This is a genomic window from Novosphingobium sp. NDB2Meth1 (genome assembly GCF_900117425.1).
Classification (GTDB): domain Bacteria; phylum Pseudomonadota; class Alphaproteobacteria; order Sphingomonadales; family Sphingomonadaceae; genus Novosphingobium.
This window is the reverse complement of sequence record NZ_FPEH01000032.1, coordinates 281,954-307,507: the sequence shown is the minus strand read 5'-3', so window position 1 is coordinate 307,507 and position 25,554 is coordinate 281,954. Positions and strand designations below refer to the sequence as shown.

At 65.8% G+C, this 25,554-nt stretch carries 26 protein-coding genes and 1 riboswitch; of the genes, 21 read left to right on the top strand and 5 right to left on the bottom strand.

Features of this window, described 5'->3' with window-relative positions; all coding sequences use genetic code 11:
• Positions 1-81: 81 nt before the first annotated feature.
• On the top strand, positions 82-636 hold the full coding sequence (locus tag NDB2M1_RS19635; protein WP_072384454.1) for a pseudouridine synthase: 555 nt from the start codon (positions 82-84) through the stop codon (positions 634-636).
• Here the strand turns inward: NDB2M1_RS19635 and NDB2M1_RS19630 are convergent.
• On the bottom strand, positions 620-1,564 hold the full coding sequence (locus NDB2M1_RS19630) for a helix-turn-helix domain-containing protein (RefSeq protein ID WP_072384453.1): 945 nt from the start codon (positions 1,562-1,564) through the stop codon (positions 620-622). The genes NDB2M1_RS19635 and NDB2M1_RS19630 overlap by 17 nt on opposite strands.
• A 208-nt stretch (positions 1,565-1,772) precedes the next feature.
• On the opposite strand from NDB2M1_RS19630, the gene NDB2M1_RS19625 reads away from it, so the two are divergent.
• The 3 genes from NDB2M1_RS19625 (at position 1,773) to NDB2M1_RS19615 (ending at position 4,356) form a co-directional block, all read left to right on the top strand.
• Positions 1,773-2,564: an inositol monophosphatase family protein gene (locus NDB2M1_RS19625; protein WP_054122473.1), complete on the top strand. Its 792-nt coding sequence runs from the start codon at positions 1,773-1,775 to the stop codon at positions 2,562-2,564.
• Positions 2,539-3,015 (top strand): gamma-glutamylcyclotransferase family protein, encoded by a 477-nt coding sequence (locus tag NDB2M1_RS19620; protein ID WP_072384452.1) that lies wholly within the window; start codon positions 2,539-2,541, stop codon positions 3,013-3,015. The genes NDB2M1_RS19625 and NDB2M1_RS19620 overlap by 26 nt, the downstream gene beginning before the upstream one ends.
• 66 nt (positions 3,016-3,081) lie before the next feature.
• Positions 3,082-4,356, top strand: coding sequence for a Xaa-Pro dipeptidase (locus tag NDB2M1_RS19615; RefSeq protein WP_072384451.1), 1,275 nt, complete (start codon positions 3,082-3,084; stop codon positions 4,354-4,356).
• A 4-nt stretch (positions 4,357-4,360) separates the two neighbouring features.
• Here the strand turns inward: NDB2M1_RS19615 and bfr are convergent, their stop codons facing one another.
• Both bfr and NDB2M1_RS19605 read right to left on the bottom strand, forming a co-directional pair.
• Positions 4,361-4,840 (bottom strand): bacterioferritin, encoded by a 480-nt coding sequence (gene bfr / locus NDB2M1_RS19610; RefSeq protein WP_054122470.1) that lies wholly within the window; start codon positions 4,838-4,840, stop codon positions 4,361-4,363.
• A 62-nt stretch (positions 4,841-4,902) separates the two neighbouring features.
• A complete protein-coding gene (locus NDB2M1_RS19605; protein ID WP_054122469.1) occupies positions 4,903-5,079 on the bottom strand; it encodes a (2Fe-2S)-binding protein in 177 nt (58 codons plus the stop codon).
• Positions 5,080-5,203: 124 nt separating this feature from the next.
• Positions 5,204-5,318: riboswitch (SAM-I-IV-variant riboswitch) on the top strand.
• Between the two features lie 45 nt (positions 5,319-5,363).
• Here NDB2M1_RS19605 and metA point away from each other — a divergent pair.
• The 17 genes from metA to NDB2M1_RS19520 all read left to right on the top strand — a co-directional run bounded on the left by metA (position 5,364) and on the right by NDB2M1_RS19520 (position 23,359).
• Positions 5,364-6,269 (top strand): homoserine O-succinyltransferase, encoded by a 906-nt coding sequence (gene metA, locus NDB2M1_RS19600; RefSeq protein ID WP_072384450.1) that lies wholly within the window; start codon positions 5,364-5,366, stop codon positions 6,267-6,269.
• A gap of 132 nt (positions 6,270-6,401) precedes the next feature.
• Positions 6,402-6,605 carry a 50S ribosomal protein L35 gene (rpmI, locus tag NDB2M1_RS19595; RefSeq protein WP_054122496.1) on the top strand — a complete coding sequence of 68 codons (204 nt, stop codon included), beginning with the start codon at positions 6,402-6,404 and terminating at the stop codon, positions 6,603-6,605.
• Positions 6,606-6,618: 13 nt separating this feature from the next.
• Positions 6,619-6,978: a 50S ribosomal protein L20 gene (gene rplT / locus NDB2M1_RS19590; protein ID WP_054122467.1), complete on the top strand. Its 360-nt coding sequence runs from the start codon at positions 6,619-6,621 to the stop codon at positions 6,976-6,978.
• Between the two features lie 236 nt (positions 6,979-7,214).
• Positions 7,215-8,045 (top strand): helix-turn-helix domain-containing protein, encoded by an 831-nt coding sequence (locus NDB2M1_RS19585; protein ID WP_072384449.1) that lies wholly within the window; start codon positions 7,215-7,217, stop codon positions 8,043-8,045.
• A 46-nt stretch (positions 8,046-8,091) separates the two neighbouring features.
• A complete protein-coding gene (pheS, locus tag NDB2M1_RS19580) occupies positions 8,092-9,192 on the top strand; it encodes a phenylalanine--tRNA ligase subunit alpha (protein ID WP_072384448.1) in 1,101 nt (366 codons plus the stop codon).
• A complete protein-coding gene (pheT, locus tag NDB2M1_RS19575; RefSeq protein WP_072384447.1) occupies positions 9,189-11,582 on the top strand; it encodes a phenylalanine--tRNA ligase subunit beta in 2,394 nt (797 codons plus the stop codon). The genes pheS and pheT overlap by 4 nt, the downstream gene beginning before the upstream one ends.
• A 35-nt stretch (positions 11,583-11,617) precedes the next feature.
• A complete protein-coding gene (locus NDB2M1_RS19570) occupies positions 11,618-12,499 on the top strand; it encodes an aldose 1-epimerase family protein (RefSeq protein ID WP_072384446.1) in 882 nt (293 codons plus the stop codon).
• A 10-nt stretch (positions 12,500-12,509) separates the two neighbouring features.
• Positions 12,510-12,902, top strand: coding sequence for a hypothetical protein (locus NDB2M1_RS19565; protein WP_072384445.1), 393 nt, complete (start codon positions 12,510-12,512; stop codon positions 12,900-12,902).
• Positions 12,903-12,942: 40 nt separating this feature from the next.
• Positions 12,943-14,472 carry a peptide chain release factor 3 gene (locus tag NDB2M1_RS19560; RefSeq protein WP_054122462.1) on the top strand — a complete coding sequence of 510 codons (1,530 nt, stop codon included), beginning with the start codon at positions 12,943-12,945 and terminating at the stop codon, positions 14,470-14,472.
• A gap of 4 nt (positions 14,473-14,476) precedes the next feature.
• Complete coding sequence (locus NDB2M1_RS19555) at positions 14,477-15,325, top strand: NAD-dependent epimerase/dehydratase family protein (protein WP_072384444.1); 849 nt, start codon at positions 14,477-14,479, stop codon at positions 15,323-15,325.
• Positions 15,326-15,378: 53 nt separating this feature from the next.
• Positions 15,379-16,248, top strand: a complete 870-nt coding sequence (locus NDB2M1_RS19550) for an alpha/beta fold hydrolase (protein WP_072384443.1) — start codon at positions 15,379-15,381, stop codon at positions 16,246-16,248.
• Positions 16,248-16,805, top strand: a complete 558-nt coding sequence (locus NDB2M1_RS19545; protein WP_072384442.1) for a pyridoxamine 5'-phosphate oxidase family protein — start codon at positions 16,248-16,250, stop codon at positions 16,803-16,805. The genes NDB2M1_RS19550 and NDB2M1_RS19545 overlap by 1 nt, the downstream gene beginning before the upstream one ends.
• Positions 16,806-16,997: 192 nt before the next feature.
• Entirely contained in the window at positions 16,998-17,336 is a 339-nt protein-coding gene (locus NDB2M1_RS19540) for a P-II family nitrogen regulator (RefSeq protein WP_072384441.1), read from the top strand.
• Between the two features lie 56 nt (positions 17,337-17,392).
• Positions 17,393-18,808, top strand: coding sequence for an ammonium transporter (locus NDB2M1_RS19535; protein ID WP_143146844.1), 1,416 nt, complete (start codon positions 17,393-17,395; stop codon positions 18,806-18,808).
• Between the two features lie 246 nt (positions 18,809-19,054).
• Complete coding sequence (locus NDB2M1_RS19530) at positions 19,055-21,259, top strand: putative bifunctional diguanylate cyclase/phosphodiesterase (RefSeq protein WP_253185961.1); 2,205 nt, start codon at positions 19,055-19,057, stop codon at positions 21,257-21,259.
• Positions 21,260-21,317: 58 nt separating this feature from the next.
• The gene (gene hisC / locus NDB2M1_RS19525; protein WP_072384439.1) at positions 21,318-22,454 is read left to right on the top strand and encodes a histidinol-phosphate transaminase; all 1,137 of its coding nucleotides are present in this window, start codon (positions 21,318-21,320) and stop codon (positions 22,452-22,454) included.
• Positions 22,451-23,359 carry a prephenate/arogenate dehydrogenase family protein gene (locus tag NDB2M1_RS19520; protein ID WP_072384438.1) on the top strand — a complete coding sequence of 303 codons (909 nt, stop codon included), beginning with the start codon at positions 22,451-22,453 and terminating at the stop codon, positions 23,357-23,359. Before hisC ends, NDB2M1_RS19520 begins: the two co-directional genes overlap by 4 nt.
• Before the next feature lie 215 nt (positions 23,360-23,574).
• Here the strand turns inward: NDB2M1_RS19520 and NDB2M1_RS19515 are convergent, their stop codons facing one another.
• Both NDB2M1_RS19515 and NDB2M1_RS19510 read right to left on the bottom strand, forming a co-directional pair.
• The gene (locus NDB2M1_RS19515; protein ID WP_083554993.1) at positions 23,575-24,861 is read right to left on the bottom strand and encodes an NRAMP family divalent metal transporter; all 1,287 of its coding nucleotides are present in this window, start codon (positions 24,859-24,861) and stop codon (positions 23,575-23,577) included.
• Complete coding sequence (locus NDB2M1_RS19510) at positions 24,858-25,550, bottom strand: lysophospholipid acyltransferase family protein (protein ID WP_072384437.1); 693 nt, start codon at positions 25,548-25,550, stop codon at positions 24,858-24,860. The genes NDB2M1_RS19515 and NDB2M1_RS19510 overlap by 4 nt, the downstream gene beginning before the upstream one ends.
• Positions 25,551-25,554: the final 4 nt, after the last annotated feature.

The window sequence follows — 25,554 nt, the reverse complement described above, 5'->3', positions numbered from 1 at the left end:
AGATTCTAGCGCTTGCCGCGCGCCTTGCAATTACCACCCTGCGGTTTTGACACCCGCGAGATTGCAGCCCAAGAGCAGCCGATGGCGCTGATCCTGTTCAACAAGCCCTTTGGTGTGCTCTGCCAGTTCAGCGCCGAGCCCCATGGCCTGCCGCGCCCGACATTGGCGGACTACATCAATCGCCCTGGCGTCTATCCCGCCGGGCGGCTCGATCACGACAGCGAAGGCCTCGTCCTGCTCACCGACGATGGGCGCCTGCAGGCCCGCATCGCCGATCCGCGCTACAAACTGGCCAAGACTTATCTGGTGCAAGTCGAAGGCGATCCGAACGAGGCAGCTCTGGAACCGCTGCGCCGGGGACTCGTGCTGAAGGACGGCCCAACGCTCCCCGCCGAAGTCCGCCGCATCGATCCGCCAGCGCTTTGGCCCCGCGATCCGCCGGTCCGGTTCCGAAAGAGCGTGCCGGATTGCTGGCTGGAACTGACTATCCGCGAAGGCCGCAACCGGCAGGTCCGCCGCATGACCGCAGCCGCGGGTTATCCCACCCTTCGACTGGTCCGCTGGCGGATCGGCGAGTGGACGCTCGCGGGTTTCGCACCCGGCGACTGGTGCGAACTGCCTATTGCCAGGGTTTGATATCGCCCGGCGCGATCCGCGCGGTCGTCTCCAGCCGCCGCGCCTGCCGCGTTTCCAGCGACAGCGTCATCAGTGGCTGCGGCGAATCGACAAACTGGCGCGGGCTCATCCCGAACAATGCGGTGAACTCGCGGATCAGGTGGCTTTGATCGTAGTACCGCAGCGCGAGCGCCTCGGCCTCGTTGTGATCAGCCACGCCGCGCAGATGGCTCGCCATGTCGAGCGCCCGGGCGCGGCGCAGCACCTGCTTGGGCGGGATGCCGAAATCCCGGCGCACCAGTCGTTCCAGCCTGCGCTGTTCAGCACCGCACTGCTCTGCCAGCCGTGCGACGGTGATCTCCGGATTGGTGAAGGCAGCCGCTTCCACCGCCACAGTTACCGGATCAGGTTCAACCGCCCCGCTCCTGCGGACAAGGCGGCGCATGGCTTCCTCCATCGCGAGGCACCAGTCTTCAGCCGATGCGTTCTCGTCGAACAGCGCCATCCACTCTTCCCGGCACATGCCCAAAGTCTCAAGCGGCGCAAGCTTGTCGCACATCGTGTCGAGCTTGAGTTTGCCGAGCGCGTGGCAGGCACCTGGGCGGAACGAGAGGCCTACGCTGGTGAAGCTGCCCTTTACGGTGATCGGCATCCGCCGCGTCTGCGGGCCGAAATAGAGCGCAGCGCGGCCCATCTCGCGGCGTCCTTCGGCCGTCTCCGCCGTCCATTCCCCCCGCAACTGGATGCGCAGCATGGCCGCATCGCTGAAGATGCCGCACGAAAGCGCGTAGTCCTCCGGGGCATCGACGATGGTGACATAGAGCCGCGCGATCCATGGCGCGAGGTCGCGTGCCGGGGCGCGGCTGTATGAGATCGGCTGGCCGTCCCGCGTCGCTGCCCCGCCCGAGGCAATCGCCGGGTCAATGGCAGGTCTGCTCATTCGGTTCATCAATGCCCCCACACGCTCACCTGACGCAGCATTACCCGTTCGGTTAGCGATCTAGCCACCCAAACGTCCCCCGGGTGTGCGCAACATCACTATCGATAAGCACAAACCTGTGCCTTAGCCAAGGTGGTACGCCCGCGGAGGCAAGGTCCAGGGTGGTACAGGACAGGCCCCCTTGACCGCGCCCCCGGACGAAGGCCATGGCTGGGGCATGAAGGACACCGACCTCGATCGCGATATCGCTCTCGCCTTGCGCCTCGCCGATGCTGCCGGAGCGGCGATCCGTCCCTTTTTCCGCAGTGGCCTCACCGCCGATCGCAAGCCGGATGCTTCGCCGGTCACCCTTGCCGACCAGGCGGCGGAAGAGGCCATGCGTGTGATCCTTGCGGCCGAAGTGCCCGAGGACACCGTGATCGGGGAGGAAATGGGCTCCACTCCGGGCACTTCCGGGCGGAGCTGGGTGCTCGATCCGATCGACGGCACCACCGGCTTCCTTGCCGGCCGCCCGCTGTTCGGCACGCTCATCGCGCTCGTCGTCGAAGGCTTCCCCGTCCTCGGCGTGATCGATCAGCCGGTCCTGGGCGAACGCTGGCTTGGCGTGATCGGGCGGCCAACCACGCTCAATGGCCACGCCGTCCGCACCCGTGCCTGCGCTCAGTTGTCCGATGCCGCGCTTGCCACCACTGGCCCGCACTATTTCAACGATCACGATGGCAGCCATTTCATGGGCCTTGCCGCAAAGACCGATCACAAGCGCATGGTCATGGGCGGCGATTGCTACAACTACGCGATGCTCGCATCCGGCCATCTCGACGTGGTCTGCGAAGCCGGCCTCAAGCTGCACGACTGGGCCGCGCTCGTACCCGTGGTCGAAGGCGCCGGCGGCACGATGGCGGACTGGAACGGTGAGCCGCTCCATGCCGGGTCCGACGGTCACGTCATCGCCGTGGGTGACGCGGCGCGGCTCGAGGATGTCGTTGAAGCGCTCGCCTGCCACCACTGACAAGATGGCCTTCCCGCGCCGCCTGTTTTTCTACGGCACGCTGACGCACGAGCACTCCAATACGCTGACAACAACTTTGCTGCCTCGCCTCGGTGGCCGCCCACGCCGGGGCTGGGTGCGCGGAGCGCTGTTCCTCCGGCACGATCCTCTGGGCGTCTATCCGGTGCTGATGCCGGGGGCGGGGCGGGTGCGCGGCTGGGTCTATGGCGGATTGCGGCCGATCCCGCGTGCCGTTCTCGCCGCCTTCGACGCCTGGGAATACTGCGATCCCCGGCGACCGGGACGGGGCGAGTACCGGCGCGTCAACCTGATCGTCCACACGCGCGGCGGTCCCTTGCGCGCGGCCGCTTATCTTCCCAACCGCCGTACGCCGCTCGGCCTAAGGGCTGTCCCGGGCGGAGATTTCGCTGCCTACGCGGCTGCTCGCGGACTTTCCGTACTGAGCGAATGAGCCATCTTGCCAGCCTCGCCCCCGCGTGCGAGCAAGCTTTCGTTACTTATTCGAAAGGCAGGGGCAATGCGCAAATGCGTCGCGGCGATCACACTCGGGCTGGCACTCGCCGCTGTTCCCGCCAGCGCTAGGACGGTCGTCGTCCGCGCCGCGCACATGGTCGATGTCCTTGCCGGCCGCACCGTCGACAACGTGCAGGTCGTGATCACCGATGGCCGCATCGCCTCGGTCGGCAAGGCAGGGGATGCCGTGCCCGCCGGTGCGGAGACCATCGATCTCGGTGCGCGCACGCTCGTGCCCGGCCTCATCGACATGCACGTCCACCTCACCAGCGATCCGCGCCTCAGCGGCTATCGCGGGCTTGCATACACCGACAACTTCTGGACGGTCGTCGGCGTCGCCAATGCCAAGCGCACCGTCGAGGCGGGCTTCACCACCGTGCGCAACGTCGGGGCCGGCAACTTCGACGATGTCGCGCTCAAGCAGGGCATCGAAGGGGGGTACATTCCGGGCCCCCGCATCGTTCCCGCGACCTACGCGCTCGGCGCGACGGGCGGGCACTGCGATTCGACCGAGTTCCCGCCTTCGATCAAGGTCCCATCCCCCGGCATCGCCAATTCGCCTGACGAGTTCCGCGCCGCCGTGCGCACCATGCGCAAGTACGGGGCCGAAGTGATCAAGGTCTGCATGACCGGCGGCGTCCTTTCAAAGACCGACAGCGTCGGCGGCCAGCAGATGAGCCTTGAGGAAATCAAGGCCGTCACCGACGAGGCGCATATGCTCGGCATGCGCGTCGCCGCGCACGCGCATGGTACGGCAGGGATCAACGACGCGATCCGCGGCGGGGTCGATACGATCGAGCACGCCAGCCTCGCGGATGACGAAAGCTTCAAGCTGGCCAAGGCCAAGGGCGCCTGGCTCGACATGGATATCTACAACGACGACTACATCCTTGCGGAAGGCGCCAAGAACGGAGTGTTCGAGGAAAGCCTCGCCAAGGAGCGCATGGTGGGCCGCAAGCAGCGCGAGACCTTCCGCGCGGCGCACGCCGCCGGGGTCAAGCTGCTGTTCGGGACTGACGGCGGCGTCTACCCCAATGGCGACAACGCCAAGCAGTTCGCCAAGATGGTCGAGTGGGGGATGACGCCGATGGAGGCGATCCAGGCCGCGACCAAGAGCGCTGCCGAGGCGCTGAACAAGACTGCCGACGTCGGAGCCATCGCACCGGGCCGCTATGGCGACATTGTCGCGGTGGACGGCGATCCCCTCGCCGATGTGCGCGTGCTGGAAAAGCCGGCGTTCGTGATGAAGGGCGGCGAAGTGGTCCGCGCCGCCCCCTGATGCCTCAGGCCTCGGAGGCCTCGCTGTTGAGCTGGATGTAGTTCGCGAGTCCCATCCGCGCGATCATCTCGAACTGGGTTTCGAGCACGTCGACGTGCTCTTCCTCGTTCGCGAGGATATCGGCGAACAAGTCGCGGCTGACGAAATCGCGCACGGTTTCGCAGTGGGCAATCGCGTCCTTCAGCAGCGGGATGGCATCGTGCTCCAGCGCGAGGTCGGCCTTGAGCACGTCCTCGACATCCTCGCCGATGCGCAGGCGGCCGATGGCCTGAAAGTTGGGCAGTCCGTCGAGGAACAGGATGCGGTCCGCCAGCCGGTCGGCGTGCTTCATCTCGTCGATCGATTCGTGGCGCTCGTATTCGGCGAGCTTCTTGAGGCCCCAGTTGGCCAGCATCCGGTAATGCAGCCAGTACTGGTTAATGGCCGTCAGCTCGTTGAGCAGGGCCTTGTTGAGGAATTCAATGACTTTGGGGTCGCCCTTCACGCTTTGTCTCCTCGCTATGCCAAGAGACTAGAGAGCGGGGCTCCCGGGCGCAAGGCAGCCGTTCACGCAGCGATGCAGGCGCGCGCCTCGCTCACGATCTGCTCTGCGTCTTCGAGGCACTGGCGGCACTGCGGCGCAAAGCCGAGCTTGCCATAGAGCGATTCGGCGTCACCGCTCTGCTCGCAGGCGGCGCGGCGCAAGTCTTTTTCGCGGATGGCGTTGCAGATGCAGATGTACATCGATTGCGAGTCCTCGCTGTGCTGAGGATTATTTAATGCGAGGCATTTGCAATAGCAAGAGGCATGTGCGCCCGCCGTCAGTACGACGCAGCGTTGCATTTCAGCGTCGGCAGCCCTATGTCCGAACGCGCATCAAGAGTTGGGGTGTGACGCCCCGACGCCAACCTGCCGGTCTCCGGGCAAGGTGGCGCCTTCGGCGACGAAGGGATGCGGCCGGTCCGGCAACCAAACGGAACAAGGCTGCAGGCGGCGTCTCACCCTCGAAGTCCAAAGGGTTACGACACGTGCCGATTCGCATTGCCGACAATCTTCCCGCCCGCCGCACGCTGGAGTCCGAGGGCGTGATCGTCATGAGCGAGACCGAAGCGGCGCGGCAGGATATCCGCCCCCTGCGGGTCGCCCTGCTCAATCTGATGCCCGACAAGATCACCACCGAGACGCAGATCGCCCGCCTGCTCGGCGCGACGCCGCTGCAGATCGAACTCGAACTGGTGCGCATTTCGGACCACGTCAGCAAGAATACCTCGGCCGGTCACATCAGCGCGTTCTACCGCCCGTGGGAGGATGTCCGCGCCGAAAAGTTCGACGGACTTATCATCACCGGCGCGCCGGTCGAGCAGATCGAATATGAGGAAGTGACCTACTGGGACGAGATGCGTTGCATTCTCGATTGGTCGCAGGACAATGTGCACCGCACCCTTACGCTGTGCTGGGGTGCGATGGCGGCGCTGCATCACTTCCACGGCATCCCCAAGCATGCGTTGACGGAGAAGGCGACCGGTGTGTTCAGTCATGCGAATCGCGTTCCGGCAAATCCGATCATGCGCGGGTTGCCGGACCGCTTCGACGTGCCCGTCTCGCGCTGGAGCGAGCTCAGGGCCACCGATCTGCCGTCTGGGCGCGGTCTGGAGGTGCTCGCCGACAGCGCCGAGACCGGGCTGTGCCTGATCGCCGATCCGGCACAGCGCACCGTCCACATGCTCAATCATCTCGAGTACGATACGCTGACCCTTGCCGGCGAATATGCCCGGGATGAGGGCCGCAGCCTGCCGTTGCATTACTTCCCGGGGGACGATCCGGCGGGCCAGCCATCCAACACCTGGCGCGGCCACGGGCACCTGCTGTTCGGCAACTGGATCAACGAGACCTACCAGACCACGCCGTTCGATCGCGAGGATATCGGCACGTGATTGCGCAATCGCTTGCCTTTTGCGCACATCGCCACTAAGCGCGCCCACTTCATCGGATGCGGCATCGATGACTCGCCTGGCCATGCAGGGCTGCCACGGCAAGTCGGACGCATCCTAATCAAGGAGACGAAAATGCCCAAGCTCAAGACCAAGAGCGGTGTGAAGAAGCGCTTCAAGATCACCGCATCCGGCAAGGTCAAGCACGGCGTGGCCGGCAAGCGCCACCGCCTGATCAGCCACAACGCCAAGTACATCCGCCAGAACCGCGGCATGGACGTGATCTCCGATGCGGACGCAAAGGTGATCAAGAAGTGGGCGCCCTACGGGCTGAACTGAGGAGCGAAGACCCATGAGCCGCATCAAACGGGGTGTTACCACCCGCGCCAAGCACAAGCGCATTCTCGAACAGGCCAAGGGCTATCGGGGCCGCCGCAAGAACACCATCCGCGTTGCCCGTCAGGCCGTCGAAAAGGCCGGCCAGTATGCGTACCGCGATCGTAAGGTTAAGAAGCGGGAGTTCCGCGGTCTCTGGATCCAGCGCATCAACGCTGCCGTCCGCGCCGAAGGCCTGACCTACTCGCAGTTCATCCACGGCACCAAGCTTGCCGGGATCGAACTCGATCGCAAGGCGATGGCCGATCTGGCGATGAACGAAGGCGCCGTGTTCACGGCGATCATCGCCCAGGCCAAGCAGGCCCTGGCAAACTGATCGAAAGATTGACGGCCCGACGTTCCAATCTGGTGCGCGGCTTAAGCGTTAACCTTTGAATCTGGCTGAAATGCACGGGGACGCCGGTTTTTGAATCGGCGTCCCTTTTGCCATTTTGGCCAGTTCCCGTTTATGCCTCGAAGCGATATAACCCTGCCAACAGGGATATAACGAGGGGCGCAGCAGTGAACGGTCAGTGTGCCGTCAGGGTACGATTCTATCAGCCTCCTGCGGCGATGCGCGCCTTTTTCACGACCTTTTACCTCACTGACATCGATGTCGGACCTGATGGACGGGTGACCGATCATCTCCACCCGGAATGGGCGAACCTGCGAATCATCAGCGGTATCTTGCCCGTCTCGGAGATCCGCAATGCAGCGCCGTTTGGGGGCACCAACGCGATCGTCACCGGGCCGACCAGCACGGCGGTGCGCTTCACCACCGGCACCTCGCGCATCTGGGGCATCGGCCTCCTGCCGCTGGGCTGGGCCAAATACGTCGCAGCGCCCGCGAATGCCTTCGCTGACCGGCTCTGCGATCCGGCCACTGAACGCGATTTCGCGCCGCATTGTCGGCTCGTCGATACCCTGTTCGGGCCGGAGCCGGACGAAGTGGCCGAACTCGCCCGCATCACGCAGCACTTCGAAAGCCTTTCTGCGCGCCCGGTTCCGGACGAAGCGCGCATCCGGGCTGTCCATCAGGCTCTGGTCGATGAAGAAGTCGCCAGCGTGGCGGACATGGCCGAACATGCGGGCTTGCCTACCCACACGCTCGAGCGCGTCTGCCGCCGTCACTTCGGTTTTCCGCCGAGCCTGCTGCTGCGCCGCCAGCGCTTCATGCGCAGCCTCTCGCAATACATGCTCGATCCTGCGCTCACGTGGATCGGTGCCATCGATTCGCACTATCACGATCAGGCGCAGTTCGTGCGCGAGTTTCACCGTTTCATGGGCATGAGCCCGAGCGCCTATGCCGCGCTGCCTCACCCGGTGCTGGCCGGCGTGATGCGCGCGCGCATGGCGGCAGCTGGGGCACCGGTGCAGGCGCTCCACGATCCCTCGAAGGATTGAACGCACGCCTTGGATTCCGCCGCGTTTGGCGCTAGCGGCGGGCGCGATGGAACAGCTTGAAACCACTCTTGCCGCAATCGCCGCGGCTGACACGATCGAAGCCGTAGAGGCCCTGCGCGTCGGCGCGCTGGGCAAGCAGGGCTGGGTCTCCGCTCTGCTCAAGTCGCTTGGCGGCATGACCCCCGAGGAACGCACCAGCACCGGCCCGCGCATCCACGCCGCGCGTGAGGCAGTCACCGCCGCGCTCACCGAACGGCGCGGTGCACTGGAAAGCGCCGCGCTCGAAGCAAAGCTTGCGGCGGAAACGGCTGACCTGTCGCTCCCGGCCCCCACCGCGCCGCGCGGCTCGGTCCACCCGGTGAGCCAGGTCATGGACGAACTCGCCGAAATCTTCGCCGACATGGGCTTCGCGGTCGCGACCGGCCCCGAGATCGAGGACGACTGGCACAACTTCACCGCGCTCAACATGCCGGAAACCCACCCGGCGCGCGCGATGCACGACACCTTCTACTTCCCGGACCGCGATGCCCAGGGCCGCTCGATGCTCCTGCGCACGCACACCTCGCCGGTGCAGATCCGCTCCATGCTGAGCCAGGGCGCGCCCTTGCGCGTGATCGCCCCGGGCCGTGTCTACCGTTCGGACAGCGACGCGACGCACACGCCGATGTTCCACCAGATCGAAGGCCTCGTCATCGACAAGGGTATCCACCTCGGCCACCTCAAGTGGACGCTGGAAACCTTCCTCAAGGCGTTCTTCGAGCGGGACGACATCGTCCTGCGCCTCCGCCCAAGCTACTTCCCCTTCACCGAACCTTCGGTCGAAGTCGACGTCGGCTACACCCTCGTGAACGGCAAGCGGGTGGTCGGCGGCAGCGGCGATGCGGCCAATGGCGGCTGGATGGAAGTGCTTGGCTCGGGCATGGTCAACCGCAAGGTGATCGAATTCGGCGGACTTGATCCGAACGAATGGCAGGGCTTCGCTTTCGGCACCGGGGTCGACCGCCTCGCCATGCTCAAGTACGGCATGGACGACCTGCGCCCCTTTTTCGATGGCGACGTGCGCTGGCTCCAGCACTATGGCTTCGGCGCACTCGACGTGCCCACCCTTTCCGGCGGCGTTGGCGTTCTTTGGGGAGTACGCGCATGAAGTTCGCTCTCTCCTGGCTCCAGGCCCTGCTCGATACCAAGGCGGATGCGAAGGCGATTGCCGAAAAGCTCACCTCGCTCGGGCTCGAGATCGAGGGTGTCGAGGATGCTTCGGCGGCGCTCACGCAGTTCAAGGTCGCCCGCGTGCTGACCGCAGAGAAGCACCCGCAGGCGGACAAGCTGCAAGTCCTATCGGTCGATCTGGGCGACGGCAGCCCGCTCCAGGTCGTTTGCGGCGCACCCAATGCGCGCGCAGGCCTTGTCGGCGTGCTCGGCCTTCCCGGCGCGGTGGTTCCCGCCAACGGCATGGAACTGCGCAAGTCCGCCATTCGCGGCGTCGAATCCAATGGCATGATGTGCTCCACGCGCGAACTCGGCCTCGGCGAGGAGCATGACGGCATCATCGAGCTGCCCGCCGATGCGCCCGTCGGCACCAGCTTTGCCGATTACCTCGGCTCGGACCCGGTGTTCGACGTCGCGATCACGCCCAACCGCCCCGACTGCATGGGCGTGCACGGCATCGCGCGCGATCTGGCCGCTGCGGGCCTCGGCGTGCTGAAGCCGATCGACGCCGCTCACGTCCCCGGCACCTACCCCTGCCCGGTCGAAGTGCGCACCGATGACCCCGAAGGTTGCCCCGCCTTCTATGGCCGTGTCATTCGCGGCGTAAAGAACGGCCCCAGTCCGCAGTGGTTGCAGGACCGGCTCAAGAGCGCGGGCCAGCGCCCGATCTCGGCGCTCGTCGATATCACCAACTACGTGATGCTCGGCTATGGTCGCCCGGCCCATGCCTACGACCTTGCCAAGCTCAACGGCGCTGTCGTCGCCCGCCGCGCAGTTGAGGGCGAGACCTGCCTCGCGCTCAATGGCAAGGAATACGCGCTCCAGCCGTGGATGACCGTCATCGCCGACGATTCCGGCGTCCACGATATCGCCGGCATCATGGGCGGTGAACACTCGGGCTGCTCGGACGAGACGACCGACGTCCTCCTCGAAGTCGCTTACTTCACGCCCGCCAATATCGCCCGCACCGGGCAGGCATTGGCATTGACGTCGGACGCGCGCGGCCGGTTCGAGCGCGGAGTTGATCCCGCGTTCCTGGATACCGGCATGGACCTCCTCACCAGCCTGATCCTCGACATCTGCGGCGGCGAGCCGAGTGAGGTGATCCGCGCGGGCACCCCGCCGACCGACCGCAAGACGCTGGCCTACGATCCGGCGCTTGCCGGCAATCTCGGCGGCATCGACGTTGCGGACAGCGAACAGAAGCGCATCCTCGCCGCGCTCGGTTTCGAGGTCGCCGAAGACTGGACGATTACCGTGCCCACATGGCGCCCGGATGTCGACGGCGCGCCGGATATCGTCGAGGAAGTGATCCGCGTCCACGGTCTCGATGCGGTCCCCTCCACCCCGCTGCCGCGCGCAGACGGCGTTGCAAAGCCGACCGCCACGGCGGCGCAGATGCAGGAACGCCGCATCCGTCGTGCCGCGGCCTCACGTGGGCTGAACGAAGCGGTCACGTGGTCGTTCCTCCCCACCGGCGAGGCTGAGCATTTCTCGGAAGGGAACGGCGGCCTCTGGACGCTTGCCAATCCCATCTCCGAAGACCTCAAGACCATGCGTCCCTCGCTGCTGCCGGGCCTGCTTTCGGCCACGCGGCGCAATCTCGATCGCGGCGCCACCACGGTTCGTCTGTTCGAGATCGGCCGCCGCTATCTGCGCGGCGAGGGCGGGGCCTCTGATGAGCAGCCCAGCCTGGCGGTCGTGCTCGCGGGCGAAGCGCAGGCGCGCGGCTGGGCGACTGGCAAGGCCAAGCCCTTCGATGCGTTCGACGCCAAGGCTGAAGCGCTCGCGCTCCTCGCCGAGGCCGGTGCGCCGGTCGAGAACCTGCAGGTGATGGGCGAGGCGGGTAGCCAGTTCCACCCCGGCCAGTCCGCCACGCTGCGGCTCGGCCCCAAGACGGTGCTCGCCCGCTTCGGCCTGCTTCATCCGACAACCGCCAAGGCTTTCGACCTCTCCAGCCCTGTCGCCGTCGTCGAGCTGTTCCTGGATCGCATCCCCGCGCGCAAGGGCCCCGGCAGCTTCGCCCGCCCGCACTACGCCCCGCCCGCGCTGCAGGCGGTGACGCGCGATTATGCCTTCCTTGTGCCCGCCGCGCTCCCCGCCGGTGATCTGCTGCGCGCGGTGCGCGGAGCGGACAAGGCCAATGTCGTCGCAGCCCGCGTGTTCGACGATTTCCGGGGGCAGGGCGTGCCCGAGGGCCAGAAGTCGCTGGCCGTCGAAGTCACGCTGCAGCCGGTCGAGAAAAGCTATGACGAAGCTGCACTGAAGGCGATCTCCGACAAGATCGTCGCGGCCGGCGCCAAGCTTGGCGGCGTGCTGCGCGCCTGAACCGCCGCAGGACAGATCTTCCAGCCGGGGTGCCTATGACCGACCTGATTGCTATCGCCAACGACCACCTCACCGCGCAGATTCATCCGTTCGGCGCGGAGCTCTGGTCGCTTGTGGACGCCGACGGCGGCGAATACATGACCGATGCCGACCCAGCCTTCTGGACGGCGCATGCCCCGTTGCTGTTTCCCATTGTCGGCGCACTGGTGGACGACACGCTGCGAGTCGATGCCACGGCCTATACCTTGCTCAAGCATGGCTTTGCCCGGCGCAATCCCTTCACCGTGGTCGAACACGCGGCCGACCGTGTCGTGCTGCGGCTGGTCGACGATGCGCGGACACGCGAGGTCTACCCCTTCGCGTTCCAGCTCGACATGGCCTTCGCTGTCGAGGGCATGACGCTCAGGATGACAGCGACGGTGCACAATCCCGGTGACGTCCCGCTGCCCTTCAGCTTCGGCTATCACCCGGCCTTCGCCTGGCCGCTGCCGGGCGGTGCCGACAAGGCTGCGCATCGGATCGTGTTCGAACAGGACGAGCCGCAAGCGATCCGCCAGATCGAAAAGTCGACGGGCCTGTTGCTTCCGGGCGGCGCGCCGACTCCGGTCAAGGGCCGGGAAATGCCGCTCGATGCAGAGCTCTTTCGCGCCGACGCGCTGATCTGGACCGACCTCGCCAGCCGCAGCCTGTCCTACGGCGCCGATGGCGGCGCGTGGCTCGACATCGCATTTCCGGACAGCCCGATGCTCGGCATCTGGCAGGTCCCCGGCGCGCGCTATGTCTGCATCGAGCCGTGGCAGGGCCATGCCGACCTGGTCGGCTATGCAGGCGCGTTTCGCGACAAGCCGGGTGTGGTAATCCTGCCCCAAGGGGCAAGCCGCAGCTTCCGCATGGATGTGGCTGTCCGCCCGGCATAGATTTCGGCCCATGCAAAGCGCCGCCACGTTCGCAAATCCCGATATCCTGCGCATCGCCTATGCGGCGAACATCTTCATCCTTGTTCCGGTCTGCTGGGGCATGATCGCACCGACGGCCGCAGCGACGGTGTTTCAGGGGGCCGTTGCCGAGAGCGCAGGCCTTCGCCTGCTTGTCCTCAGTCTGTGGTCCGCGATCCTCGCCGCCTCGATCTGTGGGCTCATCGTACCTGTCTTCTTCGCCCCGTTGTTGCTGGTGCAGATCTTTTACAAGACGCTCTGGCTCGCCCTGTTCGTCTGGCCCGCTTTCCGAGCCGGCGCGCCCGTGCCCTGGGGTGTCGCGGGTACCTTCGCTGCCATCGTCGTCGTCTGGCCGATCCTGCTGGTCCTCGCCCTGCGCGGCTGAGGCGTGACTCCGCCGCGCCGCTCGGCTAGGCGCGCTGGCCATGAGTTCGAACCGCCGCACCTTCGCCATCATCTCGCATCCTGACGCGGGCAAGACCACGCTGACCGAGAAGCTGCTCCTTCAAGGCGGCGCGATCCACTTGGCTGGCGAGGTCAAGGCACGCGGCGCTGCTCGCCGCGCCCGTTCGGACTGGATGAAGATCGAGCAGCAGCGCGGCATCTCGGTCACCTCGTCGGTGATGACCTTTCAGAAGGACGGCGTCGTCTTCAACCTGCTCGACACGCCGGGCCACGAGGACTTCTCCGAAGACACCTACCGCACGCTTACCGCTGTCGACTCCGCGATCATGGTGATCGACGCCGCCAAGGGTATCGAGCCGCAGACACGCAAGCTGTTCGAGGTCTGCCGCCTGCGCTCTGTTCCCATCATCACCTTCGTCAACAAGGTCGACCGCGAAGGCCGCGCCGTGTTCGAAACGCTCGATGAAGTCGCCGATGCGCTCGCGCTCGATGTCTGTCCGATGTCGTGGCCCATCGGCATGGGCGGCATCTTCGAAGGCGTGCTCGATTTCGCGACGAACTCCATTGCCCGTCCCGAAGGCGACAGCCGCGAATACCTCGGCAAGCGCGACCCGCTGGTGGACGGCGCAATCCCTGCAGACGTGGCCGAGGAAATCGAGCTGGCGCAGGCGGGCTACCCCGAGTTTGATCTGACGGCTTATCGCAACGGCGACCTTACCCCGGTCTACTTCGGCTCCGCGCTCAAGAACTTCGGCGTCGCCGAAATGATTGACGCCATCGCGCGCTACGCCCCGCCGCCGCGCCCGCAGCCGAGCGAAAGCGGGACCATCGAGATCGATCACCCCGAAGTCACCGGCTTTGTGTTCAAGGTCCAGGCCAACATGGACCCGATGCACCGCGACCGCATCGCGTTCATGCGCATGGTCTCGGGTACCTTCAAGCGTGGCATGAAGCTGACACCCTCGGGTCTCGGCAAGCCGATCGCGGTGCACTCGCCGATCCTGTTCTTCGCGCAGGACCGCGAGATTGCCGATACCGCCGAGGCGGGCGACATCATCGGCATTCCCAACCACGGCACTCTGCGCGTAGGCGATACGCTGTCAGAGAAGAACACCGTCCGCTTCACCGGCCTGCCCAACTTCGCGCCGGAAATCCTGCGCCGCGTCCAGCTCAAGGACCCGACCAAGACCAAGCAGCTGCGCAAGGCACTCGACGACCTCTCCGAGGAAGGCGTGATCCAGGTGTTCTACCCGGAGATCGGCGCGCAATCGATCGTCGGCGTGGTCGGCCAGCTCCAGCTCGATGTGCTGATCTCGCGGCTCGAGGCCGAATACAAGGTCGAGGCCGTTCTGGAACCATCGCCCTTCGATACCGCGCGCTGGCTCAAGGGCAGCGATGCGGCGCTCCGTTCCTTCGCCGATTTCAACCTGTCCAACCTCGCCAAGGACCGCGATGGCGATCCGGTTTTCATGGCGCGCTCAGCGTGGGATGTCGGCTATCAGCAGGAACGCAATCCCGAGCTGACTTTCAGCGCCACCAAGGAGCGGTAAGGCCATGCGCATCGCGGTCACGGGCAGCAGCGGCAAGCTTGGCAAGGTCGCGGTCGCGGCGCTGCGGGCCGCCGGACACCGCGTGGCCGGCTTCGATATCGTCAGCTCCGTCTACGGCGACGACACCGTCCGCCTTGATTGCGCTGATTTCGGCGCCGTCATGGGCGCGCTTTCGGGCGTCGATACCGCCGCGCGCCGCTTCGATGCCGTGCTCCACCTCGCCGGTATCCCCAAGCCCGGCGCGACAACCGACGAGGCGGCTTTCCGCATCAACGTCATGGGCACCTACAACGTGTTTTCCGCCGCCGCCCGCCTAGGCATTGGCCGCGTCGTCTGGGCCTCCAGCGAGACGATCCTCGGCCTGCCCTTCGCCGAACCGCCCCTGTTCGCTCCCATCGACGAGACGCATCCGCTGCTCCCCAACTGGTCCTATGCGCTGGGCAAGCGGGTAGGGGAGACGATGGCCGACGAATTCGCGCGCTGGCATGCGGGCCTCGCGATCGTCTCGCTGCGCTTCTCCAACGTCTATGTGGCCGAAGACTATGCCGCGCTGCCGCAGATCCAGATCGATCCTGCCAGCCGCAAGTGGAACCTCTGGAGCTATATCGACGCCGAGGACGCCGCCCAGGCTTGCCGCTGCGCGCTGGAGGCCAGCACCACCGGCCACGAAGCCATGATCATCGCCGCCGCCGACAACCTGATGGGCCGCCCCTCGCGCGATCTGATGGTCGAGTACTTCCCCGGCGTGCCGCTCGCGGAGAGCCTTTCCGGCGAAGCCTCGCTGCTATCCTCAGTGCGCGCGGGCGAGCTGATCGGCTACGTGCCCCGCGTTTCATGGCGTCAGCGGGTCTGACCGTCTCCAAAACCGCACTTGCGGCCTGTTCGCACCTGCGGCACAGACATCTTATGACACTGCTCGGCCCCACCTCGAACACCTTCATCTCGCAGCGCCTGCGCCTCCACTACGTAGATTGGGGCAATGCGGACAAGCCACCTCTCCTGCTCATCCATGGCGGGCGCGACCATTGCCGCAGCTGGGATTGGACCGCTGAGGCCCTGCGCGACGACTGGCACGTTATTGCGCTCGATCACCGCGGCCATGGTGACAGCGATTGGGCGTCGGACGGCAACTACCGCACGATGGACATGGTCTACGATGTCGCGCAGCTGGTCCACCAGCTCGGCCTCGCGCCCGTCACCATCGTCTCGCACTCGTGGGGTGCCAACGTCTCGCTGCGCTATGCCGGGCTGTTCCCGGAAGACGTCGCCAAGCTCGTCGCGATCGAGGGCATCTTCCCGACGCCGGACTGGGAACTGCGCATGAAGGACGTGCCTTTCGCCCGCCGCGTGCGCGACTACATCGCCGAAAAGCGCAAGGCCGCCGGCCGCCTGCCGCGCCGCTATGCCACGCTGGAAGACGCCTATGCGCGCATGAAGGCGGAGAACACCTACCTGACCGATGCGCAGGCCCGGCACCTGACGATCCACGGGATCAACCGCAACGAGGATGGGACTTTCACCTGGAAGTTCGATCCCTACGTTCACATCGATCATCCCTACGACATCTCGACCGAGCGCAAGCACCAGCTCTGGGAGGCGATCACCGCGCCGACCTTGCTGCTCAACGGCGCGGATTCGTGGGCCGGCAACCCCGAGCGCGACGGGCGCATCAAGCATTTCCGCGATGCAAAGGTGATCGAGTTCGAGAACGCCGGCCACTGGCTCCACCACGACCAGTTCGACAAGTTCATCGCCACCTTACGCGATTTCCTCTGATGGCCGAGTTCAGCGACCGCATCCTGCCCCAGCACGAAGCGATGATGGGCGCGCAAAGCGTGTTCTTCGTGGCGACGGCCGCAGCGGATGCGCGGATCAACCTCTCGCCCAAGGGCTATGACAGCTTCCGGGTGCTCGGCCCCAACCGGGTCGCCTATCTCGATCTCGCCGGTTCGGGCAACGAGACCCATGCCCATCTGGTCGCCGATGGCCGCATCACGATCATGATGTGCAACTTCGGCCAGCCCCCGCTGATCCTTCGGCTCTACGGCACCGGCCACCCGGTCCTGCCGCAGCACCCGGAGTGGGAAGAGCTTGCCGCGCACTTCACGATCCTGCCCGGCACGCGCCAGATCTTCGACATCACGGTGAACACCGTCCAGACCAGCTGCGGCTGGGGCGTGCCCGTGATGAGCCTCGAGGTCGAGCGCAAGACGCTGGTGAAGTACCATGCCCAGTCCGACGAAACCGCGTGGATGACCAAGACCTCCGGCCGGAACCGCAGCATCGACGGCCTCCCCACGACGCCTACGGATCGCTTTTTCCGAGGCAATTGAGTCGCACAGCTGCTGCCTATTTTTTGGGCAGTTAACGGAATCTGCCCAAGATTCGAGCGTGCCACCTCCGTAGTTTCCCGCAGGTGCGAAAAGATTTCCCCTGATTCCAGTGCCCCATGAGTTTGGCACGGTGTTTGCGATGCTTGTTCAGCCGGCGGGTCGCCCGGCGAGAAGGCCGCAAAGGGGGCATGAATGAAATTCATCATCGCCATCATCAAGCCGTTCAAGCTCGACGAAGTGCGCGAGGCGCTCTCCGGGCTGGGCGTTGCCGGGATGACGGTGTCGGAAGTGAAGGGTTTCGGGCGGCAGAAGGGCCAGACCGAGATCTACCGCGGCGCCGAATACACCACCAACATGTTGCCCAAGGTGAAGATCGAGATTGCCGCGAGCGATGATCTGACTCCGCGCATCATCGAGGTGATCCAGCAGACTGCCAGCACCGAGGCGATCGGCGACGGCAAGATCTTCGTGCTCGATCTTGCATCCGCCACCCGCATCCGCACCGGCGAGACCGGGGATACCGCCCTGTGAGCGCGGTTGTCGTGAACGCGGTAGGGACCGCCACTTCTGACATGAGGGGAACTTCGATGATCCGTAAGATGATCGGCGGGGTTGCGGGCGCGAGCATTGCGCTCGGCGCCGCTTCCACTGCTTTCGCCCAGGCGGCGATGGTCAAGGCGCCCGACGTGGCGGCGCAGGCCACCATGGTGAACAAGGGTGACACCACCTGGATGCTTGTTTCGTCCGTGCTCGTCCTGATGATGAGCATCCCGGGCCTCGCGCTGTTCTATGGCGGTCTCGTCCGCACCAAGAACATGCTTTCGGTGCTGATGCAGGTGTTCATGATCGTCTCGATCGCGGGCCTGCTCTGGGCAACCTACGGCTACAGCCTCGCCTTCACCGGCGGTTCGCCCTTCATCGGCGGCTTCGGCAAGGCGCTGATGGCCGGCGTCACCAGCGGGACCTACTCGGCGACGTTCTCGAACAACGTATACATCCCGGAACTCAGCTACTTCGTGTTCCAGATGACCTTCGCCATGATCACGCCGGCGCTGTTCATCGGTTCGTTCGCGGAACGCATCAAGTTCACCCCGCTGATGGTGTTCGTCGTCCTGTGGTCGACCTTCATCTACTACCCGATCGCGCACATGGTCTGGTACTGGGCTGGTCCGGACTTCCTGCCAGATGCTCCGACCGATGCTGGCTACCTCTGGAATATGGGTGCGCTTGACTTCGCTGGCGGCACGGTGGTTCACATCAACGCCGGGATTGCGGGCCTCGTCGGTTGCCTCCTGCTCGGCAAGCGCCTGGGCTATGGCAAGGAAGCCACTCCGCCGCACTCGCTGACCATGACCATGATCGGCGCCTCGCTGCTGTGGGTGGGCTGGTTCGGCTTCAACGCGGGTTCGAACCTCGAATCGAACGGCGTTGCCGCAGTTGCCTTCGTAAACACCATGCTGGCCACTTGCGCTGCTGCCGTCAGCTGGGCGGTTGTCGAGCAGGTCGTGCACGGCAAGCCGTCGATGCTCGGCGCTGCCTCGGGTGCCGTTGCCGGCCTCGTCGCGATCACCCCGGCTTCGGGCTACGGCGCGCCGATGACCTCGATCGTACTGGGTCTGGTTGTCTCGCCGCTGTGCTTCTTCTTCGTCAGCACGGTGAAGAACAAGTTCAAGTACGACGACACGCTCGACGTCTTCGGTGTGCACTGCATCGGCGGCATCACCGGTGCCATCGCCACCGGCATCGTCGCTTCGCCGGCGCTCGGCGGCCAAGGCGTGCTCAACTACACCAAATTCCCGCTGTTTGCCGAACCGACCTACGACATCGCTGCGCACCTCGTGATCCAGCTCGAAGCGGTGCTCATCACCCTCGCCTGGTCGGGCATCGGCACGGCGGTGATCTGGTTCGTACTCGACAAGACCATGGGCATGCGGATCAGCGAAGAAGGCGAGCGCGAAGGCCTCGACATCGCTGACCATGGCGAGCGTGCCTACAACTACTGATTGACCAGCTTGGCGGGGCCGGAGGGCCAGATCCTCTCCCTCTCGGACCTCGGGGCCCCGCCAGACCTTGTTCCTCCTGCGAACAGACTAAGGCCGGAAGCACACCCGTGCTTCCGGCCCTTTTTTGTTTATCGGCAAGGGATTGCTGCAGCCATCTGGCCAGTCTCGCGGCGTTAACCTTCCTACAACGCCCCTGCATTACATACCTAATGTGAAGTAACTAGCTGGCTAGGGGACACCGGAGTGGTGCTGCGCAAGGCACGCGGAGTATTCGGATTGGGGGCAGGCGATGCCTCGCCCGTCCGCACGTCCGAAAGCGAAGCGGCTGCCCTCTGCCATACCTACGAGGATCTTGGGCTCGGCTTCTTCTGGTCGACCGATGTCGAAGGCCGCGTCACCTATCTCTCCCCTGGCGCGCACGCACTGCTGGTCGAGAGCGGCTCGGCAACGGGCCATAGCTTCCTTGAACTGTTCCTGCGCGCCGGCAACGAGAGCGAGGGCGAGCGCACGCTCCCGTTCGCGTTCGCGCGCAAGGGCCGTTTCGAGAAACTGACCGTCCGCAGCGAACGCGACGATGGTGAAACACTGTGGTGGTCGATCTCGGGCGAGCCGATCATCCAGCGCGGCGAGTTTGCCGGCTTCCGCGGCCACTGCGAGGACATCACCGGCGAGCGGCGCTCGGCCGAGGAAAGCTCGCACATGGCGATGCACGATGCGTTGACAGGCCTGCTCAACCGGCGCCGCATGTCGCAGCTGCTCGAGCGCACACTGACGCAATGCTCGCAGCAGCGCAGCCCCTGCGCGATCATGCTGATCGACCTCGACCGCTTCAAGCAGGTCAACGATACGCTGGGCCACGCGGCGGGTGATGCCCTGCTCAAGCAGGTTGCCGCGCGCCTCGTTCGCGTGGTGGGCGACAAGGAAAAGGTCAGCCGCCTCGGCGGTGACGAATTCCAGGTGATCCTGCCCGGGACCGAGGATCGAGGCCTGCTCGGCGACATGGCGACAAGCATCATCACCAGCATCTCGCAGCCCTATACCATCGACGGCAGCCGCTGCCTCATTGGCGCATCGGTCGGCGTCGCGGTATCGCCCTTCGATGGCGACGACAGCGACAGCCTCGTGCGCAACGCGGACCTTGCGCTCTATGCCGCCAAGGGCGGCGGGCGCGGGCGGTTCCGTTTCTTCAGCGCGGACTTGCTCAAGGCCGCCGCAGATCGCCGCCTGCTCGAGGAAGATCTTCACGATGCGCTCCAGCGCGACGAGCTCGAGATCCACTACCAGCCGGTGGTGCGCGCGGCGGACAACCATGTCGTCGGGGTCGAGGCGCTGGTGCGCTGGAACCATCCCGAGCATGGCCAGGTCAGCCCGGCGCGGTTCATCCCGATTGCCGAGGAATCGAACCTCATCAAGGGCATCGGCGAATGGGTCCTGCGCAAGGCCTGCGAGGAAGTCGCGGCCTGGCCCGGCGGGCTGCGCGTGGCGGTCAACGTCTCGCCGGTGCAGTTCGGTGATGAAGGCTTCCCCTCGCTCGTCGCCAGCGCGCTCGCGAATTCGGGACTGGAGCCCGAGCGGCTGGAGCTGGAAATCACCGAAAGCGTGTTCCTGCAGGAAGGCGGCGCCACCAACGAGCGGTTCAAGGCGCTCAAGGGTCTTGGTGTCCGCCTCGCGCTCGATGACTTCGGGACGGGCTATTCGTCGCTCGGTTATCTGAAGACCGCACCGTTCGACAAGATCAAGATCGACCAGTCCTTCGTGCGCGGTGCGACCGAGGCGGGCTCGCGCAACCGCGCGATCATCGCTGCGATCGTCGCATTGGCGCAGGCGCTGGAGATGGATACGACCGCCGAGGGCGTCGAGAGCTTCGACCAGTTCGATCTGATGAAGAGCCTCAACGTCACGCTCGTGCAGGGCTACATCTACAGCCAGCCGATCCCGAACGAGGAGTTTGTCAACAAGCTCAACGAGGGGAACTGGACGATCGAACCGTCGGGTCCGGCGTTCCAGCGGCATGACCGGCAGGCGATGTTCCGCCGCATCGGCGCGATCCATGACAACCACTACTACCCCGTCGTGCTGCGCAACCTGTCGGTCTCGGGTGCGCTGATCGAAGGGCTGGTCGATGTGCCGGTGGGCACCGAGTTCGTGATCGATCTCGGCGAAGGCCAGCTTGCCGTCGCCCGCGTGCGCCGTTCGCGCAAGCGGCAGCAGGGGCTCGAGTTCGAGCAGGCGCTGGTGCCCGATGGCAATGGCGGCCTGTGCACCCGCCACCGCGCCTCGCCCTACCAGCTGGCGGCGGCGGGCTTGCCGCAGAGCCCGAAGGGAGATGGCGTCCAGCCGATCGGCCCGCATCTGATCGGCGGCGGCGGCGGCGAGGACGGCAAGGCCTCGATGCCCGCCTTCGCCATGGCCAGCGACTGGAAGGGCGCGCTCCTTCGGGTCGATCCCTAGCGCAAGACCCTAGCTGACGGTTCCCTTGGCGCGGCAAGACCGCTAAGGCGCGCCGGTCATGTCCGAACCATCCGCTCCCGTGATCGCTCCTCGTCCCGTGCCCAAGCCGTGGATCGCCGCGATCCATCCCTACGTGCCGGGCAAGTCGACCGGCAGCGACGGGCAGGTGCTGATCAAGCTTTCGGCCAACGAGAACCCCTTGGGCACCAGCCCACTGGCCCGTGCGGCGCGGCTCGGCAGCGGGGAGGGCGCGGGCGATCCGGCGCGCTATCCCGATCCCGAAAGCCACGCCGTGCGCGATGCGCTCGGGGCGCTGCACGGCATCGATCCCGCGCGGATCGTGATGGGCACCGGCTCGGACGAGCTGCTCAACCTTGCCGCACAGGCTTTCGCCGGGCCGGGAGACGAAGTGCTCTACCAGCGCTACGGCTTCTCGGTCTACGAGATCGCCGCGCGGCGCTGCGGCGCGGAGCCGGTGGTGGCGGCGGACCGGGACTATGCGGCGGACGTCGATGTCCTGCTCGGCTGCGTGACGGAGCGGACGCGGGTGGTGTTCCTCGCCAATCCGAACAATCCGACCGGCAGCTACCTTCCGCGCGGCGAACTGGCGCGCCTGCATGCCGGGCTGCCGGCGGACGTGCTGCTGGTGGTCGACCAGGCCTATGCCGAATATGTCGCCGCCGAGGACGACGATGGTGCCTTCGCGCTTGCCGCGACGACCGAGAACGTGCTGATCACGCGCACGTTTTCCAAGATTTACGGGCTGGCGGGTGAACGCGTCGGCTGGGCGACCGGTGCGCCGCATCTGATCGACATGCTCAACCGCATCCGCGGGCCGTTCAACCTCACCGTGACGGCGCAGGCAGCGGCGTTGGCGGCGCTCGGCGATCAGGCGTTCGTCGAGGCTTCGCGCGAGCACAACCGGACCGAGCGCGCGCGCTTCGTGGCCGCGCTGGCGGCGCTGGGCAACCACGGCCTGCGTCCGCTGCCGAGTGAGGCGAACTTCGTGCTGATCGAGTTTTCCGGCAAGCTGACGGCGGAGGCGGCCTACAAGGGCCTGATGGACCACGGCTTCATCACGCGCTGGCTGCCGGGTCAGGGGCTGCCGCAGTGCCTGCGCATCACCATCGGCACGGCGGCAGAGATGGACCGCGTCGCCGCCGCGCTGCGCCAGATGGCTGAAGCCGCGCGATGAGCTTTGATCGCGTCGCCATTATCGGATTGGGCCTCCTTGGCGGCTCGGTCGCAAGGGCGGTCCATGCGCACTTGCCGGACGCCATGACCACCGGCTTCGATGCCGATCCGGCGGTGCGCGAGCGGGCGCGGGAAATCGGCCTTGCCAATTTCGTGCCCGAAACGGTCGCCGAAGCGGTGACCGGGGCTGACCTCGTGGTGCTCTGCGTGCCGGTCGGTGCGATGGCGGCAGCGGGCGCCGCGATCCGGCCGTACCTCGCGCCCGGCGTGATCGTGACCGACGTCGGTTCGAGCAAGGCGAGCGTTGCCAAGGCGCTGGCCGAAACGCTGCCGGGCATGACCGTGATCCCCGCGCACCCGGTGGCGGGCACCGAACAGAGCGGGCCGGATGCTGGCTTTGCCGCGCTGTTCCGCAACCGCTGGTGCATCGTGACGCCGCCTGCGGGCGCCGACGAGGCCGACGTGGCGCGGGTCATGGCGTTCTGGGAAGCGCTCGGCGCGCGGGTCGAAGTGATGGACGCCGAACATCACGACCGCGTTCTTGCCGTCACCAGTCACCTGCCGCACCTGATCGCCTACACCATTGTCGGCACGGCTTCGGACCTCGAGGAAGTGACGCAGAGCGAGGTGATCAAGTATTCCGCAGGCGGTTTCCGCGACTTCACCCGCATCGCCGCCTCCGATCCGACGATGTGGCGCGACGTGTTCCTCAGCAACCGCGATGCCGTGCTCGAAATGTTGCAGCGCTTCAGCGAGGATCTGACCGAACTGCAGAAGGCCATCCGCAAGGGCGACGGCGCGATGCTGTTCGACACCTTCACGCGCACCCGCGCGATCCGCCGCTCGATCATCGAGATGGGCCAGGATGATGCACGGCCCGACTTCGGGCGCAGCCACGACGATTAGGGCAGGCAAAAGCGACAAAAGCGACACTGTGTCGCTTTTGGAGATGGGGTTTAAATATCTGATTCGCGAGCATTAAACACGGAAAAAGCGACAAGGTGACACATTTCGGCGTGAGCCGCTTTGCCGGGCATTGGACGATTTCAAAGAGCAGAGCGCAGCGCGGCGCTCCTGCCCCCTCGTCATGCCAGAAACTGCCCCTGTAGGAAAATCGCCGCTCAGCTGAGCAGGAACATTGCCGAGACAAGGATCATCACTGCCGTCGCCGCCCAGCCGCCGATCTTGAGCAGCGGGGGCAGGGTAAGCCGGCCCATGACTTTGGGATTGCTGGCGGCGAGCATGGTCATCACCATCAGCGGCGGGGCGAGCAGGCCGTTGATGACCGCCGTCCAGTACAGCGCCTGCATTGGATCAATCCCGATCAGGTTGAGCGCCATCCCGCCGAGCACCGCCACCACGATCGCGCCGTAGAAGGCCTTGGCTTCGTGAGGCTTGCGATCGAGCCCTTCGGTCCAGCCGAAAGTTTCCGAAAGCGCGTAGGCCGCTGACCCCGCCAGCACCGGCACGGCGAGCAGGCCGATGCCGATGATCCCCACCGCGAAAAGCAGGAAGCTGAGATCGCCCGCAATCGGCCGCAGCGCACTTGCCGCCGCATCGGCAGAAGCAATCTGGTTGATCCCGTGCGCGTGCAGCGTCGCCGCCGTGGCGATCACGATGAACAGTGCGGTTACACTCGTCACTGCCATGCCGACCACGGTATCGGTGCGCATCCGGGCAAGGCCGGGGCCTGCAGCACGCGGAAACACGCCGAGCGGATGCGTGTGCAGGCGGTGCTGCTCCTCCACTTCCTGCCCGGCCTGCCAGAAGAACAGGTATGGGCTGATCGTGGTGCCGAGCGTGGCGATCACCGCCATCGTCGTCTGGCGGTCAAAGCTCAGTTGCGGCACCAGCACGCCGTGCAGCACCTCGCTCGGCGAGAGCTGCGCGACGAACGGCACGAGGATATAGGCGAGCAGCGAAAGCGCTGACCATTTGAGGATGCGGGTATAGCGCGCGTAGCTGACGAAGATCTCGAGCAGCACCGAGGCCACGCCGAACAACACGACATAGAGCATGGTCGGCCCCGGCAGCAGCAGATTGAGCGCCGCCGCCATGGCGCCGAGGTCCGAGCCAAGGTTGATGGTATTCGCCACCAGCAGCAGCAGGACCGAAAACCACAGCACCGGGCGCGGATAGTGCCGCTTCAGGTTGTGCGCGATGCCGTGCCCGGTCACCGCGCCGATCCGCGCGCAGATCAGCTGGGTGGCGACGAGCAGCGGATAGCTGAACACCATGATCCACGCGAGGCTGAAGCCGAACTGCGCGCCGACCTGGCTGTAGGTGCCGATCCCGCTGGGATCATCGTCCGCCGCGCCGGTGATCAGGCCGGGGCCGAGCACTTCGCCCCAGCTGCGGGCGTCGGCCTCGGTATGTCGCTCGTCGGTGCGGGCGTCGTCGATGGTCACGCGCTCAGCACATTGATCGCGGCGTGAACGCGGGCTTCGATCTCTTCGCGCGGAAGGCCGGGGGGGATTTCCTCCCCGAAGCGATAGCGGATCGTGCCGGGGCGCTTCCACACATGGTGGTAGAGCGGCCCGCTGTCCACCGCGACGGGGACGACCGGCAGGCCGAGCATCTTGTAGAGCCCGGCAAACCCGGCCTGCAACGCGGGCTGTGTGCCGTGCGGAACGCGGGTGCCTTCGGGGAAGATGACGAGCGGACGGCCGTCTGCGGTCCAGCGCCGGGCTTCGGCGAGCATGGTCCTGAGCGCGCTGGCGCCGCGCGCGCGGTCCACCGCGATGAGGCCGTAGCGCGTGCCGATCCGGCCCCACAGCGGAATGCGCAGCAACTGCTCCTTCGCGAAGACGACCGGCAGCGGGTACATGTGGGGGAGGTCGATCGCCTCGAAGAAGGACTCGTGCTTGATCGCGTAGAGCACACCGGGCCGGGGGGCGAACCGATCGCCGACAACGGTGATGCCGAGCAGCTTTTCCACGCAAGTGCGGTGCCACGTGGACCAGATCCGAACGACCTCGCGGTAGCGGTTTCCGCCCAGCGGCATGACCGCCAGCGCGACGAACACGAGCAGCACGGTGCCGCCATAGAATGCAGCATAGAACGCGATGCTGCGCAGCACGTCGGGCAGGCGCGGCATGGAT